This window comes from Gemmatimonadaceae bacterium (genome assembly GCA_019637355.1).
Classification (GTDB): domain Bacteria; phylum Gemmatimonadota; class Gemmatimonadetes; order Gemmatimonadales; family Gemmatimonadaceae; genus Pseudogemmatithrix.
Window position 1 is genome coordinate 1,487,173 of sequence record JAHBVT010000001.1, and the last position, 16,868, is coordinate 1,504,040.

Annotated in this window: 15 protein-coding genes; 2 read left to right on the forward strand and 13 right to left on the reverse strand. The window is 69.7% G+C overall.

The features are described from left to right. Nucleotides 1–17: 17 nt before the first annotated feature. The 9 genes from KF689_06820 to larC form a co-directional block, all read right to left on the reverse strand. A complete protein-coding gene (locus KF689_06820) occupies nucleotides 18–677 on the reverse strand; it encodes a protein-L-isoaspartate(D-aspartate) O-methyltransferase (GenBank protein ID MBX3133084.1) in 660 nt (219 codons plus the stop codon). Next, nucleotides 659–1,420, reverse strand: coding sequence for a 5'/3'-nucleotidase SurE (gene surE / locus KF689_06825; protein MBX3133085.1), 762 nt, complete (start codon nucleotides 1,418–1,420; stop codon nucleotides 659–661). The genes KF689_06820 and surE overlap by 19 nt, the downstream gene beginning before the upstream one ends. Further along, nucleotides 1,421–1,780 carry a MerR family transcriptional regulator gene (locus KF689_06830; protein ID MBX3133086.1) on the reverse strand — a complete coding sequence of 120 codons (360 nt, stop codon included), beginning with the start codon at nucleotides 1,778–1,780 and terminating at the stop codon, nucleotides 1,421–1,423. Next, a complete protein-coding gene (locus KF689_06835) occupies nucleotides 1,780–2,850 on the reverse strand; it encodes an NAD(P)-dependent glycerol-3-phosphate dehydrogenase (protein MBX3133087.1) in 1,071 nt (356 codons plus the stop codon). Before KF689_06835 ends, KF689_06830 begins: the two co-directional genes overlap by 1 nt. Beyond that, complete coding sequence (gene plsY / locus KF689_06840) at nucleotides 2,769–3,428, reverse strand: glycerol-3-phosphate 1-O-acyltransferase PlsY (GenBank protein ID MBX3133088.1); 660 nt, start codon at nucleotides 3,426–3,428, stop codon at nucleotides 2,769–2,771. Before plsY ends, KF689_06835 begins: the two co-directional genes overlap by 82 nt. Further along, the gene (der, locus tag KF689_06845; protein ID MBX3133089.1) at nucleotides 3,421–4,743 is read right to left on the reverse strand and encodes a ribosome biogenesis GTPase Der; all 1,323 of its coding nucleotides are present in this window, start codon (nucleotides 4,741–4,743) and stop codon (nucleotides 3,421–3,423) included. Before der ends, plsY begins: the two co-directional genes overlap by 8 nt. Beyond that, complete coding sequence (locus tag KF689_06850; protein ID MBX3133090.1) at nucleotides 4,740–6,035, reverse strand: DUF512 domain-containing protein; 1,296 nt, start codon at nucleotides 6,033–6,035, stop codon at nucleotides 4,740–4,742. Before KF689_06850 ends, der begins: the two co-directional genes overlap by 4 nt. Before the next feature lie 113 nt (nucleotides 6,036–6,148). Continuing rightward, nucleotides 6,149–7,657: a glycosyltransferase family 39 protein gene (locus KF689_06855; protein MBX3133091.1), complete on the reverse strand. Its 1,509-nt coding sequence runs from the start codon at nucleotides 7,655–7,657 to the stop codon at nucleotides 6,149–6,151. Beyond that, nucleotides 7,654–8,841 carry a nickel pincer cofactor biosynthesis protein LarC gene (gene larC, locus KF689_06860; protein MBX3133092.1) on the reverse strand — a complete coding sequence of 396 codons (1,188 nt, stop codon included), beginning with the start codon at nucleotides 8,839–8,841 and terminating at the stop codon, nucleotides 7,654–7,656. The genes KF689_06855 and larC overlap by 4 nt, the downstream gene beginning before the upstream one ends. A gap of 66 nt (nucleotides 8,842–8,907) precedes the next feature. Between larC and KF689_06865 the strand changes: the two genes are divergently transcribed. Together KF689_06865 and KF689_06870 are read left to right on the forward strand one after the other, a co-directional pair. After that, nucleotides 8,908–9,291: a group II truncated hemoglobin gene (locus tag KF689_06865; GenBank protein ID MBX3133093.1), complete on the forward strand. Its 384-nt coding sequence runs from the start codon at nucleotides 8,908–8,910 to the stop codon at nucleotides 9,289–9,291. Continuing rightward, nucleotides 9,288–10,721 carry a carboxypeptidase regulatory-like domain-containing protein gene (locus KF689_06870; GenBank protein MBX3133094.1) on the forward strand — a complete coding sequence of 478 codons (1,434 nt, stop codon included), beginning with the start codon at nucleotides 9,288–9,290 and terminating at the stop codon, nucleotides 10,719–10,721. Before KF689_06865 ends, KF689_06870 begins: the two co-directional genes overlap by 4 nt. Here KF689_06870 and KF689_06875 read toward each other — a convergent pair. The 4 genes from KF689_06875 to bshC are packed head-to-tail and all read right to left on the reverse strand — an operon-like array spanning nucleotide 10,718 to nucleotide 16,840. Continuing rightward, the gene (locus KF689_06875; protein ID MBX3133095.1) at nucleotides 10,718–11,860 is read right to left on the reverse strand and encodes a threonine synthase; all 1,143 of its coding nucleotides are present in this window, start codon (nucleotides 11,858–11,860) and stop codon (nucleotides 10,718–10,720) included. The two genes, KF689_06870 and KF689_06875, sit on opposite strands and share 4 nt — an antisense overlap. Before the next feature lie 39 nt (nucleotides 11,861–11,899). Beyond that, the gene (gene uvrC / locus KF689_06880; protein ID MBX3133096.1) at nucleotides 11,900–13,741 is read right to left on the reverse strand and encodes an excinuclease ABC subunit UvrC; all 1,842 of its coding nucleotides are present in this window, start codon (nucleotides 13,739–13,741) and stop codon (nucleotides 11,900–11,902) included. Further along, complete coding sequence (gene murJ, locus KF689_06885; protein MBX3133097.1) at nucleotides 13,725–15,263, reverse strand: murein biosynthesis integral membrane protein MurJ; 1,539 nt, start codon at nucleotides 15,261–15,263, stop codon at nucleotides 13,725–13,727. Before murJ ends, uvrC begins: the two co-directional genes overlap by 17 nt. Further along, nucleotides 15,263–16,840: a bacillithiol biosynthesis cysteine-adding enzyme BshC gene (bshC, locus tag KF689_06890; protein ID MBX3133098.1), complete on the reverse strand. Its 1,578-nt coding sequence runs from the start codon at nucleotides 16,838–16,840 to the stop codon at nucleotides 15,263–15,265. The genes murJ and bshC overlap by 1 nt, the downstream gene beginning before the upstream one ends. Nucleotides 16,841–16,868: the final 28 nt, after the last annotated feature.

Here is a 16,868-nt window from a genome sequence, read left to right on the forward strand (position 1 = left end):
GGTCTGAAGGGACGCGCTCAGGTCGCGAAACCGTGCTCACCGATCAAGGGCACGAATCGCATCGCGTCGAGCCGGTGGGTCACGAATCCCTCGGGGGTGCGCCGGATGCGCAGGAGCTGCTGCGTGTCGCGGTCGCCGACGGGAATCAGCAGTTGGCCGCCCGGTGCCAGTTGCTCGAGCAACGGCTCCGGCACGTCTGGCGAGGCGGCACCCACGAGAATCGCGTCGTAGGGTCCGTACTCCGGCCAGCCCAGCGTGCCGTCGCCGACGCGCTGGATCACGTGGTCGATCCCACAGCGGCGCAACGCCTCGCGCGCGGCCTCGGCGAGCGGCGCGAGGCGCTCGACGGTGAACACGTGACGGGCAAGCCTGGTCAGCAGGGCCGTCTGGAAGCCGGAACCGGTGCCGATCTCGAGCACGCGCTCGTCGCCCGTGAGCTCCAGCAACTCGAGGTACTTGGCGTGCACCCAAGGCTGCGAGATGGTCTGCCCGTGCCCGATGGGCAGCGGCGCATCCTCGTACGCGCGGTGTCGCAGCCCGGAGGGCACGAACTCGTGCCGCGGCACGTCGTCGAAAGCCTTGAGGACGCTGAGGCTGCGGATGCCCTTGCGCTGCAGCTCTTCGATGAGACGCCGCCGCGCTCCGCCGAACTGCGGCGTCAGAGCGGCCGCCACCACCGCTCCGCGTCCTCCAACCGATCGCGCGCCGTGAGGTCCAGGTGCAGCGGCGTGACCGAGACGTAGCCGTCCCGCAGCGCCTGGAAGTCCGAGTCGTCCGAGCCACTCCACTCCACCGACCCGCCGCCGATCCAGAAGATCTCGCGCCCCCAGGGGTCCTTCATCGGCGTGAGCGAGTCGCTGAACACGCGACGCCCGAGCCGCGTGAGCTTGACGCCCTTCACGTCCTTGGCGGGAATCGCCGGCAGGTTCACGTTGAGCAAGGTGTCGGCCGGGAACGCCGGCAGCGACGTCAGGTGCCGCAGCAGCGTCGTGAGCGTCTTCACGTGGTCACTGAGCAGCGAGTCGTCTGCGCGCAGCACGCGCCCGCCGAAGGACACCGCGATGCTCGGGACGCCCAGGGCGAGCCCTTCCATCGCCGCGGCGACGGTCCCCGAGTACAGCACGTCCTCGCCCATATTCGGGCCGTGGTTGATGCCGCTGAGCACGAAGTCGGGCCGCGCCGGCAGCAGCGCCTCGATCGCCAGCATCACGCAGTCGGTGGGCGTGCCGTCCACCTGCCACCGCTGGGCGCCCAGTTGCACCGGCCGCAGCGGATGATGCAGGGTCAGCGAGTGGCTGGTCGCGCTCTGCTCGCGGTCCGGCGCCACCACCCACACGTCACCAAGGGGACGCGCCGCGCGCTCGAGGCACTCGAGGCCTCGCGCCAGGATTCCGTCGTCGTTGCTGATCAACAGCCGCATTCAGTCCTTCCGCTCCAGGATGTCGAGGATGGCCTGCAGGTCCTTCTCGAGAAGCTGCACCGTCTCGGCGTCGAGCCCCTGCCGCGCCGCCGGCTTCACGCCGCCGCTCTTGCGGTGCTCGTCCACCTTCTGCTTGGCGCCCTCGATGGTGTACTTCTCCGTGTACAGCAGGTGCTTCACCAGCATCACCAGTTCCACCTCGCGCCGCGTGTACACGCGATTGCCCGAGCGGTTCTTGGCCGGCGAGAGGAACTTGAACTGGCTCTCCCAGTAGCGCAGGACGTGCGGCTTGAGTTCCGTGAGCTCGCAGACGTCCCCGATGGAGAAGAACTCCCGGATCGGCTCCGATCCCGAGGCCATCAGTCTCGCTCTCCCTTCAGGTCGCGGGTCATCAGTTCCACCAGGGCCCAGCGCGCGGGCTGGCGCTCGAACAACACCTTGTGCACGGCGTTCACGATCGGCATCTCCACGTCGTGTCGCTCGGCCAGCCGCTTGGCGGTCTCCGTCGTCGTGACGCCCTCGGCCACGGTCTCGCGGCCCTGCAACACCTCGTTGAGCGTCGCGCCGCGACCGATCTCGAGGCCCACCGAGCGATTGCGCGAGAGCGATCCCGTGCAGGTGAGCACCAGGTCGCCGATGCCGGCCAGGCCGGCGAAGGTCTGCGGGTCGGCCCCGAGCTTCACGCCGAGCCGCGTCATCTCGGCGAGACCGCGCGTGATCAGCGCCGCGCGGGCGTTGTAGCCGAGCTGCAGCCCGTCCGCGATGCCGGTCGCCACCGCCATCACGTTCTTGAGCGCCCCGCCCAGCTCCACGCCGATCACGTCCGACTGCGTGTACACGCGGAAGGCCGAGGTGCTGAGCGCGCGCTGCGTCAGCAGCGCCGCCTCAAGGTTCGCCGACGCCGCGACGATGGCCGTCGGGAGGTGCTGCGCCACTTCCATCGCGAAGCTCGGGCCGCTGAGGGCGACGATCGGATGCCCGCCGATCTCCTCGTCGACGACGTCCGTCATCAGCGAGAGACGCTCGCGATCGATGCCCTTCGTGGCCACGACCAGCGGAATCCCCGTCGGGGTATGCCGCGTGCAGCCCGCCGCCACCTGCCGCAGCACGTGCGAGGGCGCGACGAACAGCGCCAGCTCAGCGCCCTCCAACACCTGCTCCTCGAGGCTCGAGGCGCGGAGGTTGGGATGCAGCGGCACACCGGCGAGGAAGCGACGGTTCTCCGCCGCCGTGTTGATGGTTTCGACGACGTCGGGCTCGTAGGCCCAGAGCATCACGTCGTGCTCGTTCTCGGACAGCAGGCTGGCGAGCGCGGTGCCCCAGGCCCCCGCGCCGATCACGGCGACTCTCACTTGGCCTCCCGTGGCTTGCCGAAGGTCTTCGGCTCGGTCCCGGCGCGCAACCGCGCGATGTTGGCGCGGTGCGACCACACGACGAAGGCGGCCACCATCACCGCCACCAAGAACACCGGCGACTTCACGCCCATCGTCACGGCGACGGCGATCGGCAGGACGACGGCAGCGGCGATGCTGGCCAGCGAGACGAAGCCGCTGCCCGCCACGACGGCGACAAACAGGATCAATGTCACGCCGAGCGCCTGAGGCGCGAGCGCGGCAAACACGCCCGCCGCGGTCGCCACACCCTTCCCTCCCCCCTTCCACAGGAGGAAGATCGGCTTCGCGTGGCCGAAGATCGCAGCCACTCCGCAGGCGAGGCCCCACCACAGAAGGTCGTTCGTCTGAAATCCAAACACGCCCGCGATGCGCACCGGCAGGTAGAGTACCGGCAACGCGCCCTTCAGCGCGTCCAGCAGCAACACGCCGATCGCCGGTACCGCCCCGAGATTCCGATAGACATTGGTCGCGCCGAGGTTGCCCGAGCCGACGGTGCGCAGGTCCACGCCCTTGAGCAGGCGCCCGGCGAGGTACGCGCTCGGCAGCGAGCCGCTCAGGTACGCGAGCGCCAGCGCCAGCGACCAGTGCATCCCGCCGCCGAAGTACTCACTCATTGCGACCGCCCTTCCGGCGCATCAGCACCCGCAGCGGATTGCCGAGGAATCCCCACTTCTCGCGGAAGCCGTTGTGGAGATAGCGCACGTAGTGCTCCTGGACGAGATCCGGATGATTGCCCATCACGACGATGGCCGGCGGCGACGTTTCCACCTGCGTAGCGAAGTTGAGCTTGACCTCGTGCCCGGCGGCCTGCGGCGGCTGACGGCGTGCCAGCAGTTCCTGCAGGGCATCGTTCACCTCGGACGTCGAGATGCGTTTGCCACGCTCTGCCTCGACTTCCAACAGCAGGTCCAGCACCTTCGTCACCCGCTGGCCCGTGACCGCGCTGGTGAACAGGAACGGTACCCACTTCAGGTAGGGCGCCTTCTCCACGCACTCCTTCTCGAACTTCGCGGCCGTCTTGTCGTCCTTCTCTTTCAGGTCCCACTTGTTGACGACGATGATCATTCCGCGACCCGACTCCCAGGCCAGCGTGGCGATCTTGAGGTCTTGGTTGTGCAGGCCCTCGACCGCGTCGATCATCAGGATGCAGATGTCGGCGCGCTCGATGGCGCGGCGCGTGCGCAGCGAGGAGTAGAACTCCACGCCGTCGTCGATCCGGCTCTGCCGCCTGAGGCCCGCCGTGTCCACGAAGATGAACGGCCGTTGGTGGTACGTGAACGGCGTGTCGATCGAGTCGCGGGTCGTCCCGGCCACTTCGCTGACGACCAGCCGTTCCTCGCCCAGCAGGCGATTGATGAACGAGCTCTTGCCCACGTTCGGGCGGCCGATCACGGCCACGCGCAGGACCTCCGGGCCGGGCTCCGCCTCGTAGTCCGGCAGGCGCTCGACGACGCTGTCGAGCAGGTCACCGGAGTTCTTGCCGTTGGCCGCGGACACGGGGATCACGTCTCCCGCCCCGAGGTTAAAGAACTCGAAGAAGTCCGTGCTCTTCGGGTCGTCCACCTTGTTGGCCACCAGCAGCCACGGCTTGCGGGAGCTGCGCAGCATATCGAGGATGCGAGCGTCGCTGGGATGCAGACCCGCCTTGGCATCGACCGTGAACAGCATCAGGTCCGCCTCGGCGATGGCCTCGCGCACCTGGCGCTTGATCGCCACGTCCATCGGCAGGTCGGAGTCCTCGACGAGGCCGCCGGTATCCACAAGCCAGAAGCTGCGACCCTGCCACTCGCAGCGCGCGAAGTGCCGGTCGCGCGTCGTGCCGGCCTCCTCGCTCACGATGGCCGTATCGTCGCCGATCAGCCGGTTGAACAGGGCGGACTTGCCCACGTTGGGGCGGCCGACCAGGGCCACCACGGGGATGTTGCTCATCGCACACTCACCGTCGACGCGCCTTCGTGCTCGAGCACGTCGATGAAATCGTAGGAAGGATAGACCGGCATCGGCAGCGACTCGCGCACCTCGACGAAGGTCGCGTCATCGAGGAAGATGCCGTCTTGGTTGATCGTCTCGGCCGGGATCAGCGCCAGGTCGAGGTCGGCGCGACCATCGAGTGCACGGCGGATGTCCGCACCCACGAGCAGGCCGGCCGTGGTGACCGTCGGGCCGAACAGCGAGTTCTCGGTCTCGATCATCTCGAAGCTCGCACCCGTGGCGTCGTGCAGCTGCGCCAACAGCTCAGGCATGATCGTCGGGGCCATCGCCTTGCCGGTGACCACGCCGATGCGGCGTCCGTCCAGACGCGGCAAGCGCCCGAGGCCAGCGCCGACGCGCTCGCGCAGCGACGTGATGGCCCCGACGCCGTTCTCGATCTGCGAGAAGTCCCCGTAGTGCGCCGCCGCCGGCAACGTGCGACCGGCGAGCAGGTACAGCTCGTCCGAGCCGTATACCCACACCTCGCCGCGCTCCGCTTGCGCCCTCGCCGCCCAGCGTTCAGCCGTCTCGAGAATGCGCGTGGCGTTCTCGCGGTCCATCGACTTGCCGGTGTAGATGTGCGAGAACTGCGTGAGGCCCACAGGCACCAGGGCCACGCTCAGGCAGTGCTCGCCAAAGGCGTACAGGTCGGCCAGCGACTGCTCCAGCACGTCACCGTCGTTCAGGCCCGGCACCACGACCATCTGCCCGTGGAACTGGATGCCGCCCTCGGTGAGGCGCGTGAGCTGCTCCACAATGTTCGGCACGCGCGGATTATTGAGCAGCACCTTACGGGCTTCCCAGGGCGTCGCGTGCACGCTCACGTACAGCGGGGAGAGCCGGTACTCGAGAATGCGTTGGAAGTCGCGTTCCTTCAGGTTCGAGAGCGTCGCAAAGTTGCCGTAGGCAAACGACAGCCGGTAGTCGTCGTCGCGGATGTACAGCGGCTTCCGCAGGCCCTTCGGCAGGCCCTCGATGAAGCAGAACTCGCAGCGGTTGGCGCAGCGGCGCACGTTGGGCGGCTCGAGTTCGAGGCCCATCGGTTCCCCACCCTCGCGCTCGATCTCGAAGACCACGTGCTCGCCGTCCGGAAGCTTGGCCTCGAGCTCGAAGGCATCGTCGGCCGTCAGGAACTCCCAGTCAAGGAAGTCGTCCAAGGCGCGACCGTCCACGGACAGCAGCTCCGTCCCCGGGGTAATCCCCAGCTCGGCGGCGATGCTTTCGGGCTGGACTCTGCTGACGCGGACCATTGAACGGACGACCGAGGCGAGGACAAAAAAAACCGCGTGGCGCGGCTAAGAAAAACTATTAGACGAGCGGCCCGAAAGCAATGCGGCGCAGGCACTTGCGCCATTTCTCCCAGTTACCAGTTGGGCCCAAGGCTCGGCCACACATCCGCAAGGCTGGCACGAGGTTCGCGCGCAACGAAGATGCGCACGTCGCGCTCTTCCGGCACGGCTCGTGGGTCGGCCAAGGCGTCTACTTCCTCCACCCGCGCAAAGAAGGCCTCAAGATCGGCACGGGCGTCCGGACCGGCCAACAGCAGCAAGACCTTCCCGCTTCGACTTCCAGGCCCCCAAGCGTGGAAGTCGCCGGCCGTACTGACGGGGTACGGATACCCAAAGCGCGCCACGTATCGGGCCAGCGCACCTGCCTGTCCATAGTTGCCGCCGACAATCACGACCTCGGCGCGATCCGCCTCGCTCAAGGCCCCGTACGCTCGTGCGACGGCCTCGGCCTTGGCGCGCCAGCCGAGCATATCGGCGTAATCCTGCGGCAGCGTCAGTTCCACGCCGCGATTGGTCGTCGTGCCCACGCCCAGCCGGGTGGCGTATGCTGCCATCTCCGACGGACCGAGCATCGGCACGCCCATCGGCAGCACGGGAACGCCCAGCGCGAGCATCGCAGACGCGGCTCCCGGGATCAGCCAGCGCCGGCGCGCGCTCGCGATAACGGCCGCACCGAGGCCGATCAGCACCGGGTACGCCGGGGCGGCGTAGTAGGCCTTCCCGCCCTGCCACAGCACCAGGGCGAGCAGCCCGACGGCGAAGCCTCCAGCGACGATCGACGCCGCGCGGAGTCGCTCTCGGGCGAACAGTGCGGCTCCGACCATCAGCGCCGCCGGCATCAGCAGTAGCGGCTGCTCGGCTAACGTCCCCAACACGGACGTGTGGGCGAACTGTCCCTGCTTGAGCGTGTCCAGCTGTTGGAGGAAAGGCCAGCCGTGGTGCATCTGCCCGACAAGGGTCGGCGCACCAAGCAGCAGCGCCGTCGCGGCCGCCGCCCACGGCCACGGCGTCACGAGATGGCGCCGCAGGCCCGGGTGCAACAGCGCGACCGCGAGGATGGCTGCCCCGTACATCAGGCTCGACATCTTCGTCAACAGCCCGCAGCCGAGTGCGGCGCCGACCAGCAGCCACCAGCGCGGGGAGTCCTCTGTGGAGGCGAGCACGAGCGCGGCGACCGCCAAGGTCGCCCACAGTTGGTCGAACACGACCGGCTGGAAGAGCACGCTTGACCGCAGGAATACCGGTGCCAAGGCCAAGCCCAGCCACGCCAGCACCATCGCCCAGGCGCCCGCGCCGAGGCGACGAAGCAAGCAGAGCACGACGCCTGTCAGGGCGGCTCCGCCTAGTGCCGCCGGAACTCGCGCGGCCCACACGCTGTCACCGAAGGCGAGCGTGCTCAGCTTGGCGAGTCCGGCGATGAACGGCGGAAACTGCATCCGCCACGCGAGGTGGTCGCCCATCGCGAAGTAGAGCAACTCGTCGCGATGATACTCCCACGCAGGAGCGAGCAACCACAGCGGCAGGACGGCCCGCGCGACAACCAACGCCGCGATGAGTGCGGCGACGCGTCGGCCCGAGTTCACGCGCCGCGCCAGGCGGCGAGTGCGTCGTCGGCCACGGCGAGCCACGGGCGACCGAGGGCCGCGGCCGCTCGCGAGACGTCATCCGCCTCCGGCTTGGCCGTGCGCTGACCGTCGGGACGCGTCACCACCTTCAGCGCGATCGCTTGCCCACCGACGTGCACGACGGCCCGCTCGCGGGCCAAGACGCGTCGGGTGCCGGCGAACGCGCGCACGCCGATGCTGGACGATTCGGTGAGCAGGAGCTGCTCCAGCGTGCCTGCGCGATCCGGCGTCGCCAGCACCTCCACCCGCACCCCGGGCCGCCCCTTCTTCATCAGCGTCTGCAGCAACACCACGTCGAGTGCGCCCGCAGCGCGCAGTCGCTCCGCCACCGCCGCGACTTCTTCACCGCTGCCGTCGTCGATGTCCGCGACGAGGTGGACGACGTGCTCGCGGCCCTGCTCCGGCGATGACAGCACCGACGGATCTGTATCCGCGATGAAGATGCGCAACGCATTCGCGCGGTCCTTGAAGTCCTTGGTCCCCGCCCCGAAGCCACTGCGACGCACCACGAACTTCGCCGGCGGCGGCCCTGCGCTCAGCACCCGCACCAGCGCCGCGCCCGTCGGCGTCGTCAACTCACCGGAGCCATCCGGTCCCGGACGGACGGGCAACCCTTCGAGGAGGCGCAGGGTCGCGGCGGTAGGCACGGCCATCCGACCGTGCTGGGTGTCCACGAAGCCGTCGCCAAGCGGGATGGTGCCGCAGTAGACGTGCTCCACGCCCAACTGCTCCAGTCCCCAGATGGTCCCGACGATGTCGAGGACCGCATCCACGCTGCCGACCTCGTGCAGGTGCACGCGCTCCACCGTGGTGCCGTGGATGGCCGCCTCGCACTCGGTGATCAGCGTGAAGGCGCGGATGGCCTTCTCCTTGACCGACGCCGGCGCAGGCGTGGCCTCGACCATCGCCGTCAGGTGCTTGAGGTGCCGGCCGTGCGGCTGCGGCGGGATGGTGAAGTCCACCTTCTTGCTCGCGATCTGGCCCCGGAGCACGGGCTGGATGCTCACGCCGATGTCGGGAATGCCCAGGGCCTGCGGCAGGTCTTGGATGAACTGCTCCGGCAGCCCGCAGTCGATCAGGGCGCCGAGGCACATATCGCCGGCGATGCCGGACATTGGGTCGAGGATGGCGATGCGAGGCATTGCGATGAATCTACCGTCTTGCCGCAGCGAAGAGCAGGCGCCGTTAGATTGCGCGGCGTGACCGCCATCGGCCCTGACCGCACCCCGTACACGCTCATCGGCGGAGAATCCGGCGTCCGCCAGCTCGTCGACCGCTTCTACGACCTGATGGACAGCGCTCCGGAGGCCGTCGACGTACGGAGGTTGCACGCGACCAGCCTCAAGGTCTCGCGCGAGAAACTGTTTCTCTTCCTCACCGGATGGCTCGGCGGCCCGCAACTCTACGTGGAGCGCTTCGGCCATCCAATGCTGCGGGCCCGGCACCTGCCCTTCGCCATCGCCGAGCGCGAACGCGACCAATGGCTCTGGTGTATGGAGCAGGCCATCGCCGAGCAGGCGATGCCCGACGACCTGAAGGAGTTTCTGCGCAGCAAGCTGCGCCCGCTCGCCGACCATATGCGCAACCAATGAATCGCTCGTTCGTCGCTCTCGCCCTTACGACCGCCGCGCTCCCCGCGGCGCTTGGCGCACAACGCATCGAAGGCCAACTCCGCACCGCGCAGGGAACGCCTGCTGGCGGCGCCGTGCTCACGGCCCTCGCCGCTGACGGCGCGGCCATCGGCCGCAGCGTCACCCGCGACGACGGCAGCTTCGTGCTGTACCTCGACCGCGAGGGCGCTGCGCGCGTCGTCGCGAAGCGCGTCGGCCTGCTGGCCGACACGCTCGACGCCCCCGCAGTCGCCGGCGAAGCCGTGGCAACGCTCGAAGCGACGCTTAGCGACCGCCGCCTCCTGCTCGGCGGAGGCCGTCCCTCGGGCGCCACCTGCGACCGGACGGAGCGCGGACGCGCTTCGGCAATGACCGTCTGGCAGGAGATTCTGGCGGCGGCTACGGCCGCCAGGTACCGCATCGGGCGCAGCGACACCCAGGGCCGCTGGGTCTCCACGCAGTTCCGTGTCGCCAAGCAGACGGACGACACGTTGCGCGCGGCATTGCGCCGCGGGTCCGGCTCGCTGCCCAATCCCTTCCCCGTCGTCACCCCTGAGCGCCTCGAGGATGTCGGCTTCTTCGCCACCGTCGGAGGCGACCGCACGTTCTACGTGCCGGACTTGGAGATCATCGCGACGGATTGGTTCCTTGAGACGCACTGTGTGCGGCTTCGCCGGCTGGACGGCGACTCGCTGCTGGTGAGCTTCGAGCCCACGCGGATCCGCCGCGGCCGGGTGGACGTCGCCGGCGAGCTTACGCTGGATCATCCCTCGCTTGCCGTGCGCTCGATGCGCTTCCGCTACGTGGACCTGCCAGCCACCGAACGTGAGTCGGGCGCCGGTGGCAGCATTCGCTTCGCCCGCACCAACACCGGCGGCTGGCTGGTGTCCGAGTGGTGGCAGCGCACGCCGTTCCTCAACTACTTCGCCGGCGAGGGCAACACCACCTTCATCCGCACGCAGATGACGCTGGTGGACGTGGTCGCGCACTTCGTCTCCGGCGGCCGCGTGCTGGCCGTCGCCGACGATGGCGGGCTGCGGTACCAGCGCGACCCCTTCGGCGTGCGGATCGCCGGCACGCCGTTCGCGCGCTACTGCACCGAGCGGACCAGCGCGCTCCCCACCGCCGCCGTGCACGGCGTGCTCCTCGCCGACTCCACCGACATCCCCTTGCCCGGCACCGTGATCCGGGCGTCGTGGACCGTTCCCGTCATCGTCAACCGCACGGAGCTTACCGACCGCGAGGAAGTCCGCGAGGCGACCACGGCGGAGGACGGCTCCTGGGCCATCTGCGACATCCCCGTGGACCGCGACCTCGTCATCCGCTGGGAGACCGGCAGTGAGGAACGCCGCATCCCCGTGCGCGTCACCCAGCCGCTCTCCTTGACGCAGGTGATGCCGCCCCGCGGCTAGAAGCGGTAGCTCGCGCCCGATCCGGTGTTGAAGACCACGACCTCGGCCGACGCCTTGAGGCGCCCCGCGGCCACGAGCTGACGCGTGGCTTCGAGGGCGGCCCCACCTTCCGGCGCCGCATCGATCCCGCTGCGGCTCGCGAGCAGCAGCGTTCCTCGACGAATGGCCTCCTCGCTGACGGCCTCCGCGTCGCCCTGGCTCTCGCGCAGCGTGCGCAGCGTCATCCGATCGCCCAGCGGGCCCGGGACCCGCAGTCCGCTCGCGTGCGTCGTCGGATCCGCCCAGGGCGTCGCCTTCTCCTCGCCCGCGTGGAAGGCACGCACCAAGGGCGCACAGCCTTCCGCCTGCGCGATGATCATTCGCGGACGCCGCTCGTCGCGAGGCATCCAGCCCCAGTCGCGCATCTCGTTGATCGCCTTCCAGATGCCGATGGTTCCCTCACCGCCGCCCGTCGGATAGACGATCGCGTCCGGGAATCGCCAGCCCAGCTGTTCGGCGACCTCGTACCCCATCGTCTTCATTCCTTCTACGCGGTACGGCTCGCGCACCGTCGCGACGTTGAAGAACCCGCTCTCGGTGGCGAAGGCCATTGTCGCCTTGCCGGCGTCGCCGATGTGTCCGGACACGAGCACCAGGTCGGCACCGAAGGCGCGGATCGAACCGAGAATCGGCGGTGGTGTGGTCTCGGGCGCGTAGATCCGGCAAGGCAGGCCTGCCGCCGCCGCATACGCCGCCAACGCGATGCCCGCATTCCCCGCCGTCGGCACACACACGCCCGGCAAGCCGAGCGCCTTGGCCCGCGTCACCGCCATCATCAGGCCGCGCGCCTTGAAGCTCGCCGTGGGATTCAGCCCTTCGTCCTTCACCCACAGGCGGCGCACGCCAAGGTCCTGCGCGAGCTGCGGCAGCTCGATCAGCGGCGTCATTCCCTCGCCGAGGCTGACCGGCGTCTCGCCAGGGAGCAGTGGCAGCGCCGCGCCGTAGCGCCAGAGGCTCGCCTCTGCCGTGATGGCCGTGCGCGGCACCGCAGACGGATACTCGACGAGCAACGGCTGTCCACAGGTCGGGCACAGAGACGCCAGGCGAGTGCCGTCGGGCTGGGTATAGTCGCAAGCAGTGCAGCGGAGAGACCAAGACATTGAGTACGGGACGGATGACGGATGACGGAGGCAGCGGCGCTATGACTCCGCGGGCGGCGGCGCCACGCCGAGTCCTTCGAGCAACTTGCGCGCGCTCGCGTCGCTGAACCCTTCTAACGCAGCGATCTGCTCCACCGTTGCCTCCTTCACGCCCTGCAGCGAGCCGAAGGCCTGCAGCAGTGCACGGCGCTTGACGGGACCGACGCCAGGCAGGCGCAGCAGTTCGCTGGTGACGGTGCGCATCGTGCGCCGCTTGCGGTTGTAGGTGACGGCCGTGCGATGCGCCTCGTCGCGGATCTGCTGTAGCAACCGCAGCGCAGCCGAGCGTCGCGGCAATCGCAGCGATTCACGACGGCCACGCACGAAGATCTCCTCCTCGCGCTTCGCCAGCCCGATGAGGGGCAGCGCACCGAGATCCAGCGCCGCCAGCGCCTCGTCGGCGGCGCTGAGCTGACCTTTGCCGCCGTCCACGACGACGAGGTCCGGCAGCGAGCGGTTCTCGTCGAGCCGGCGACGAAAATAGCGGCCGACAACCTCGCGCATCGCCTGGAAGTCATCGGGGCCGGCCGACTCCTCGACGCTCTTCACCTTCATCGTGCGGTACTCGCTGCGCCGCGGCCGTCCATTCTCAAACCAGACCACCCCGCCGACGCTGTCCTTGCCCTGCGCCGTGGAGTTGTCGAAGCAGACGATCGTCCGCGGCAGCTTCTCTAGGCCCAGTGCCTGCCCCAACTCATATACCGGGTCCGCCGCGCGCTCGTCCGTCTCCTGCTCCGCCAGCTTGAACTCCTCCAGCAGGTGCCGCGCGTTCTGTTCCGCGAGGTCGAGGAGATCCCGCTTGGGCCCGCGCTGGGGCACGAGGACCTTCGCCGCGCCCTCAAGCGCCTGCTCGAACAGCGGGCGGTCCTCGAAGTCGAACGGCAGCAACAGCTCACGCGCCCGCGCCGGCGCCTTGAGATAGCCGCTCACCAGGTACGTGGCGAGCACCTGGCCATCAGGCTCGCCCTCCACGCCCTCGAGGAAGCGGTGCTCCCTCGCCACCAGCTTGCCGCCGCGGATGCGCAGCAACGTCGCCGCCGCGTCGTCGCCATCGCGCGCGTACCCGACCACGTCGCGGTCCCCGCCCTCCACCTCGGCGACCACGCTGGGCTCCTCCATCCGCTCGAGCCGGACGATGGCGTCGCGAAGCTCTGCGGCGCGCTCGAAGTCCATTGCCTCGGAGGCGGCATCCATCAGGCCGCGGACGCGCTTGACCACATCGTCCGTGCGGCCATCGAGGAAGGTCAGCACCTCGCCGATCATCGCTCCGTAGTCGGCCTCGGATTGCAGTCCCACGCAGGGCGCCTTGCAGCGGCCGATGTGGTAGTCGAGGCAGGCGCGCTCCGGCATCTCCCGCGGCATATCGTAGCGGCAGGAGCGCACCGTGAAGATCCGCTTTACCACGTCGAGCGCGCGGCGCATCGCCGCGACGTCCGTGTACGGCCCGAAGTACCGCGCCCCGTCCGACTGCAGGCGCCGCGTGACGAACACGCGCGGATAGCGCTCCTGCACCGTCACCTTGATGTACGGATAGGTCTTGTCGTCCCGCAGCATCACGTTGTACTTGGGCCGGTGCTCCTTGATCAGGTTGTTCTCGAGGATCAGCGCGTGTGCCTCGTCCGGCACGACGATCGTCTCGAGATCGGCGATGCGCGCGACCAGTCGCTGCGTCTTGGGGCTGTCGGGGTGGTCGGAGCCGAAGTAGCTGCGCACGCGCGGCCGCAGGCGCTTCGCCTTCCCCACATACAGCACCGTGCCCTCGGCGTCCTTCCACAGGTACACGCCTGGCGTGTCCGGCAGGTGCGCCAGCTTCTGCGCGACTGCCTCAGGCGCGTCGGGCATCGTCGAGTCCCGTCACGCGGGCGAGCGCGAGGTACAGCGCTCCGAACCCGCCACAGATCACGGCGCCGCGCAGCACCGGATGCCAGTCGGGCAGCAGGAGCGCGAGCGTGGTCACAAGCGCCGCCGCCACGATGGCCGCGCCCCACAGCCCGGCCGTCTCGCGCCGCCGTGCCGGCACGGCGCCCACGCGAAGCGCGACGCTGCGGCGCAGCAGCAGGAACTCGCCCCACGCGGCCAGGCCCGACACCGCCGTCAGCACGCCTACGCCCCACTGCGGTGCAATGCCGAGCATCCGCGGCAGCTGTGTGGCCGCCAGCACGCCAAGCACGCCACCGACGAGCACGCGGCCCGCTGCCAGCCGCGCTGGCGTGGCCGTGTCGTGCAGCGCGAAGAGCGCGGATGAGTAGAGCCGCCCGCGGGTGCTCGCCAGCAGCCCCACGCCCGAACCGGCGAGCGCCGCCCAGACCCAGGCCGCATCCCCGCGCGAGAAGGCACCGCCTTCAAACAGCGCACTCGCGAGCACCCCACCCAGCACGACGAACGCCACCGCTGAGGGAATCACGAAGTACGCCATCCGCCGTGCGCCGCTCGCCAGCCGGTTGCGCAGCGCAGCCGACACCGCGGCCTCGTCGCCCGTAGCCTCCGACATCGTGGGCAGTTCACTCGCCGCGATCGACATTCCGAACAGCGACACCGGAAGCAGCGAGATCGTCTGCGCGTACGCCAACGTCGCCAATGCACCGGCGCCCAGCAGCGACGCGATCATCGTGTCCACCCACGCGCTGAGCTGCACCACGCCGCGGGCGCTCACCGCCGGCCAGAAGTTGCGCAGCACGGTCTGGACCTGCGCCGCGGCCTCGCCCGCCCGCAGCCGCAGCTGCGGCTCGAGCCGTAGCACCGCGGGCACCTGCACCGCCAACTGCAGCACGCAGCCGACCACGCTCGCCATCGCCACAGCGACGGCGATCTCCTCGAGCAGGGCCCCGGGCCGCAGCGCGTGCCATACCAGCACCGCGACGATTGCCGCATTCCACAGCACCGGCGATGCATACGAAAGGAAGAATCGCCGGTGCGAGTTGAGCACACCGAGGCACCACGCCGAGAGCACCAGGATCGCGACGCCCGGGAAGATGATGCGCACCAGCACGATCGTGAGCTCGCGCATCTCGCCGCTGAGCCCGGGGGCGATCACGCCGACCAGCGCCGGCGTGAACAGCACGCCCAGTAAGGTCACGAACGCGACGAACGACGCCAGAAGGCCGAACACCGCACCGGCCACCCGCCCCGCTTCGTCCCGGCGGCCCTCGGCTATCAGCTTGGCATACACCGGGATGAAGGACGCGGAGAGCGCGCCTTCACCGAAGAGATTCTGCAACAGGTTGGGGATGCGAAAGGCGGCGGCCAGTGCGTCCGCCACGGGGCCCGCGCCAAGCACCTGTGCGATGGCCCGCTGGCGCACCAGCCCGAACAGCCGGCTCAGGAGAATCCCGGCCGCGACGAGCCGCGCGCCGCCGCTGCGCATCAGCCGCCGACCAGCGACCCGGCGTGCATCGCCGCACCCGCCTTCAGCTGCGCGAGCAGCAGGTCTCCGTGCCGCGCGAGCATCGGCACCGGATTCAAGCGACGCTCCTGCCGCTGGTTGTCCGGCATCAGCGATGCGCGCACCGTGTTGAGGTCCTGCACCGCCTCGGTGGCGCGGTCGCGGGACGCGGCACGCAATCGGCGCTCCAGGCGATCCACGCGGTGCAGCATCTGGTGCCGCGCGCCCTCGATCACGCGGTCCGGTACGAGGTGGTCCAACGACGTCGACACGGCACCCAGTGCATCCAGGCGCTCGGCGAGATCGCGGCGCAGGCCGTCCAGCGCGTCGCGCACGGCCGCCGGCATTGCACGATCGCCGATGCGGCGCTCGGCCGCGTGCGGATCGCGCAGATCGTCGAGCACCATCCCGAGCCGTCCCAATCGTCGGTCGATGCTCGGCTCCACCACCGTCGCCGCCCAGCGCGGCACCGCCAGCGGCGCGGCCACGCCCAGCGCATCAGCCACCGCGCTCACCTGCGAGAAGTAGGCCAGTTCGCCGGGGCCAGCCACGTAGGCCACCGTCGGCAGGATGCGCGTCTCCACCACCGGGCGCAGCAACACGTTGGCCGAGAGGATCGAGTCTGCGCGATGCGCGACCTCCGAGGCCTGCGAGATCGGGATCCGTTCCTTCACGCCCGCCAGCGAGCGGAACACCAGCGAGAGCCGAGGTACGCGAGCCACCTGCGCGCGGAACCCCGCGCGCTCGATCGCCACCACACGCAACGCCAGCGCCTCATCCACGCTGGGGGCACGTCGCAACGCCTCCACCAGCGTCGGGCGTGCCGCCGCACGGGTGGCGGGATGCCACGCGTCCAGCACCGCGATGCCGTGCGGCTCGAGCAGGCTGCGCAGGAAGCGCACGTAGGCACCACCGATCGTGGCGTCCGGATGGTACGCCGCCTTGAGCGCGTCGAGGATGGCGCCGTGCGGCGCCGAGCCGGCCGCGGTCACCAACTGCTCGAACTGCTCTCCGGTGTCGCCCAGCGGCATCTCGGCCATCACCACGCCTTCGTTGCCGCGGCGCGGGATCGCGAGCCGATGCACCTGCCCCTCGCCGGCCACGGCCGTCCAGGAGGCCTCGGCGAAGTCGCCGTCATCCGTCGCGGCCCAGAACACCGGTGCGGTGGGAATCCCGGTCTCGCGCTCGATGCGATCGGCCAGCGTGAGCGCCGACAGCGCCTTGAGCAGCGTATACATCGGCCCGCCGAACAGTCCGGGCTGCTGCCCCGTGGTGACGACGATGCCATTGGCCTCGGCGACACGCTCGAGGCGCTCTGCTGCGGCCCCAGAGGGGTCGAGCGCGGGCCGCAGGCCCGCCAGCCATCGCGAGCCGCTGAACTCGCCGCGCACGCGCTCGGCGCGTTCGCGCCAGGCCGCAGCACCGCTCGGGCGCGCCGGGAACCAGTCGGCCGGCGCCTGTCCCTCCTGGGCCGCCCGCGACAACGGCGAACCACCCAGCGTCTCCGTCACGAGGCGCGGCGCGCTCACCGCACCCCGCCCGGCATCATCCACCGACATCGCTGCATCAACGGTCGCATCAGGTCGT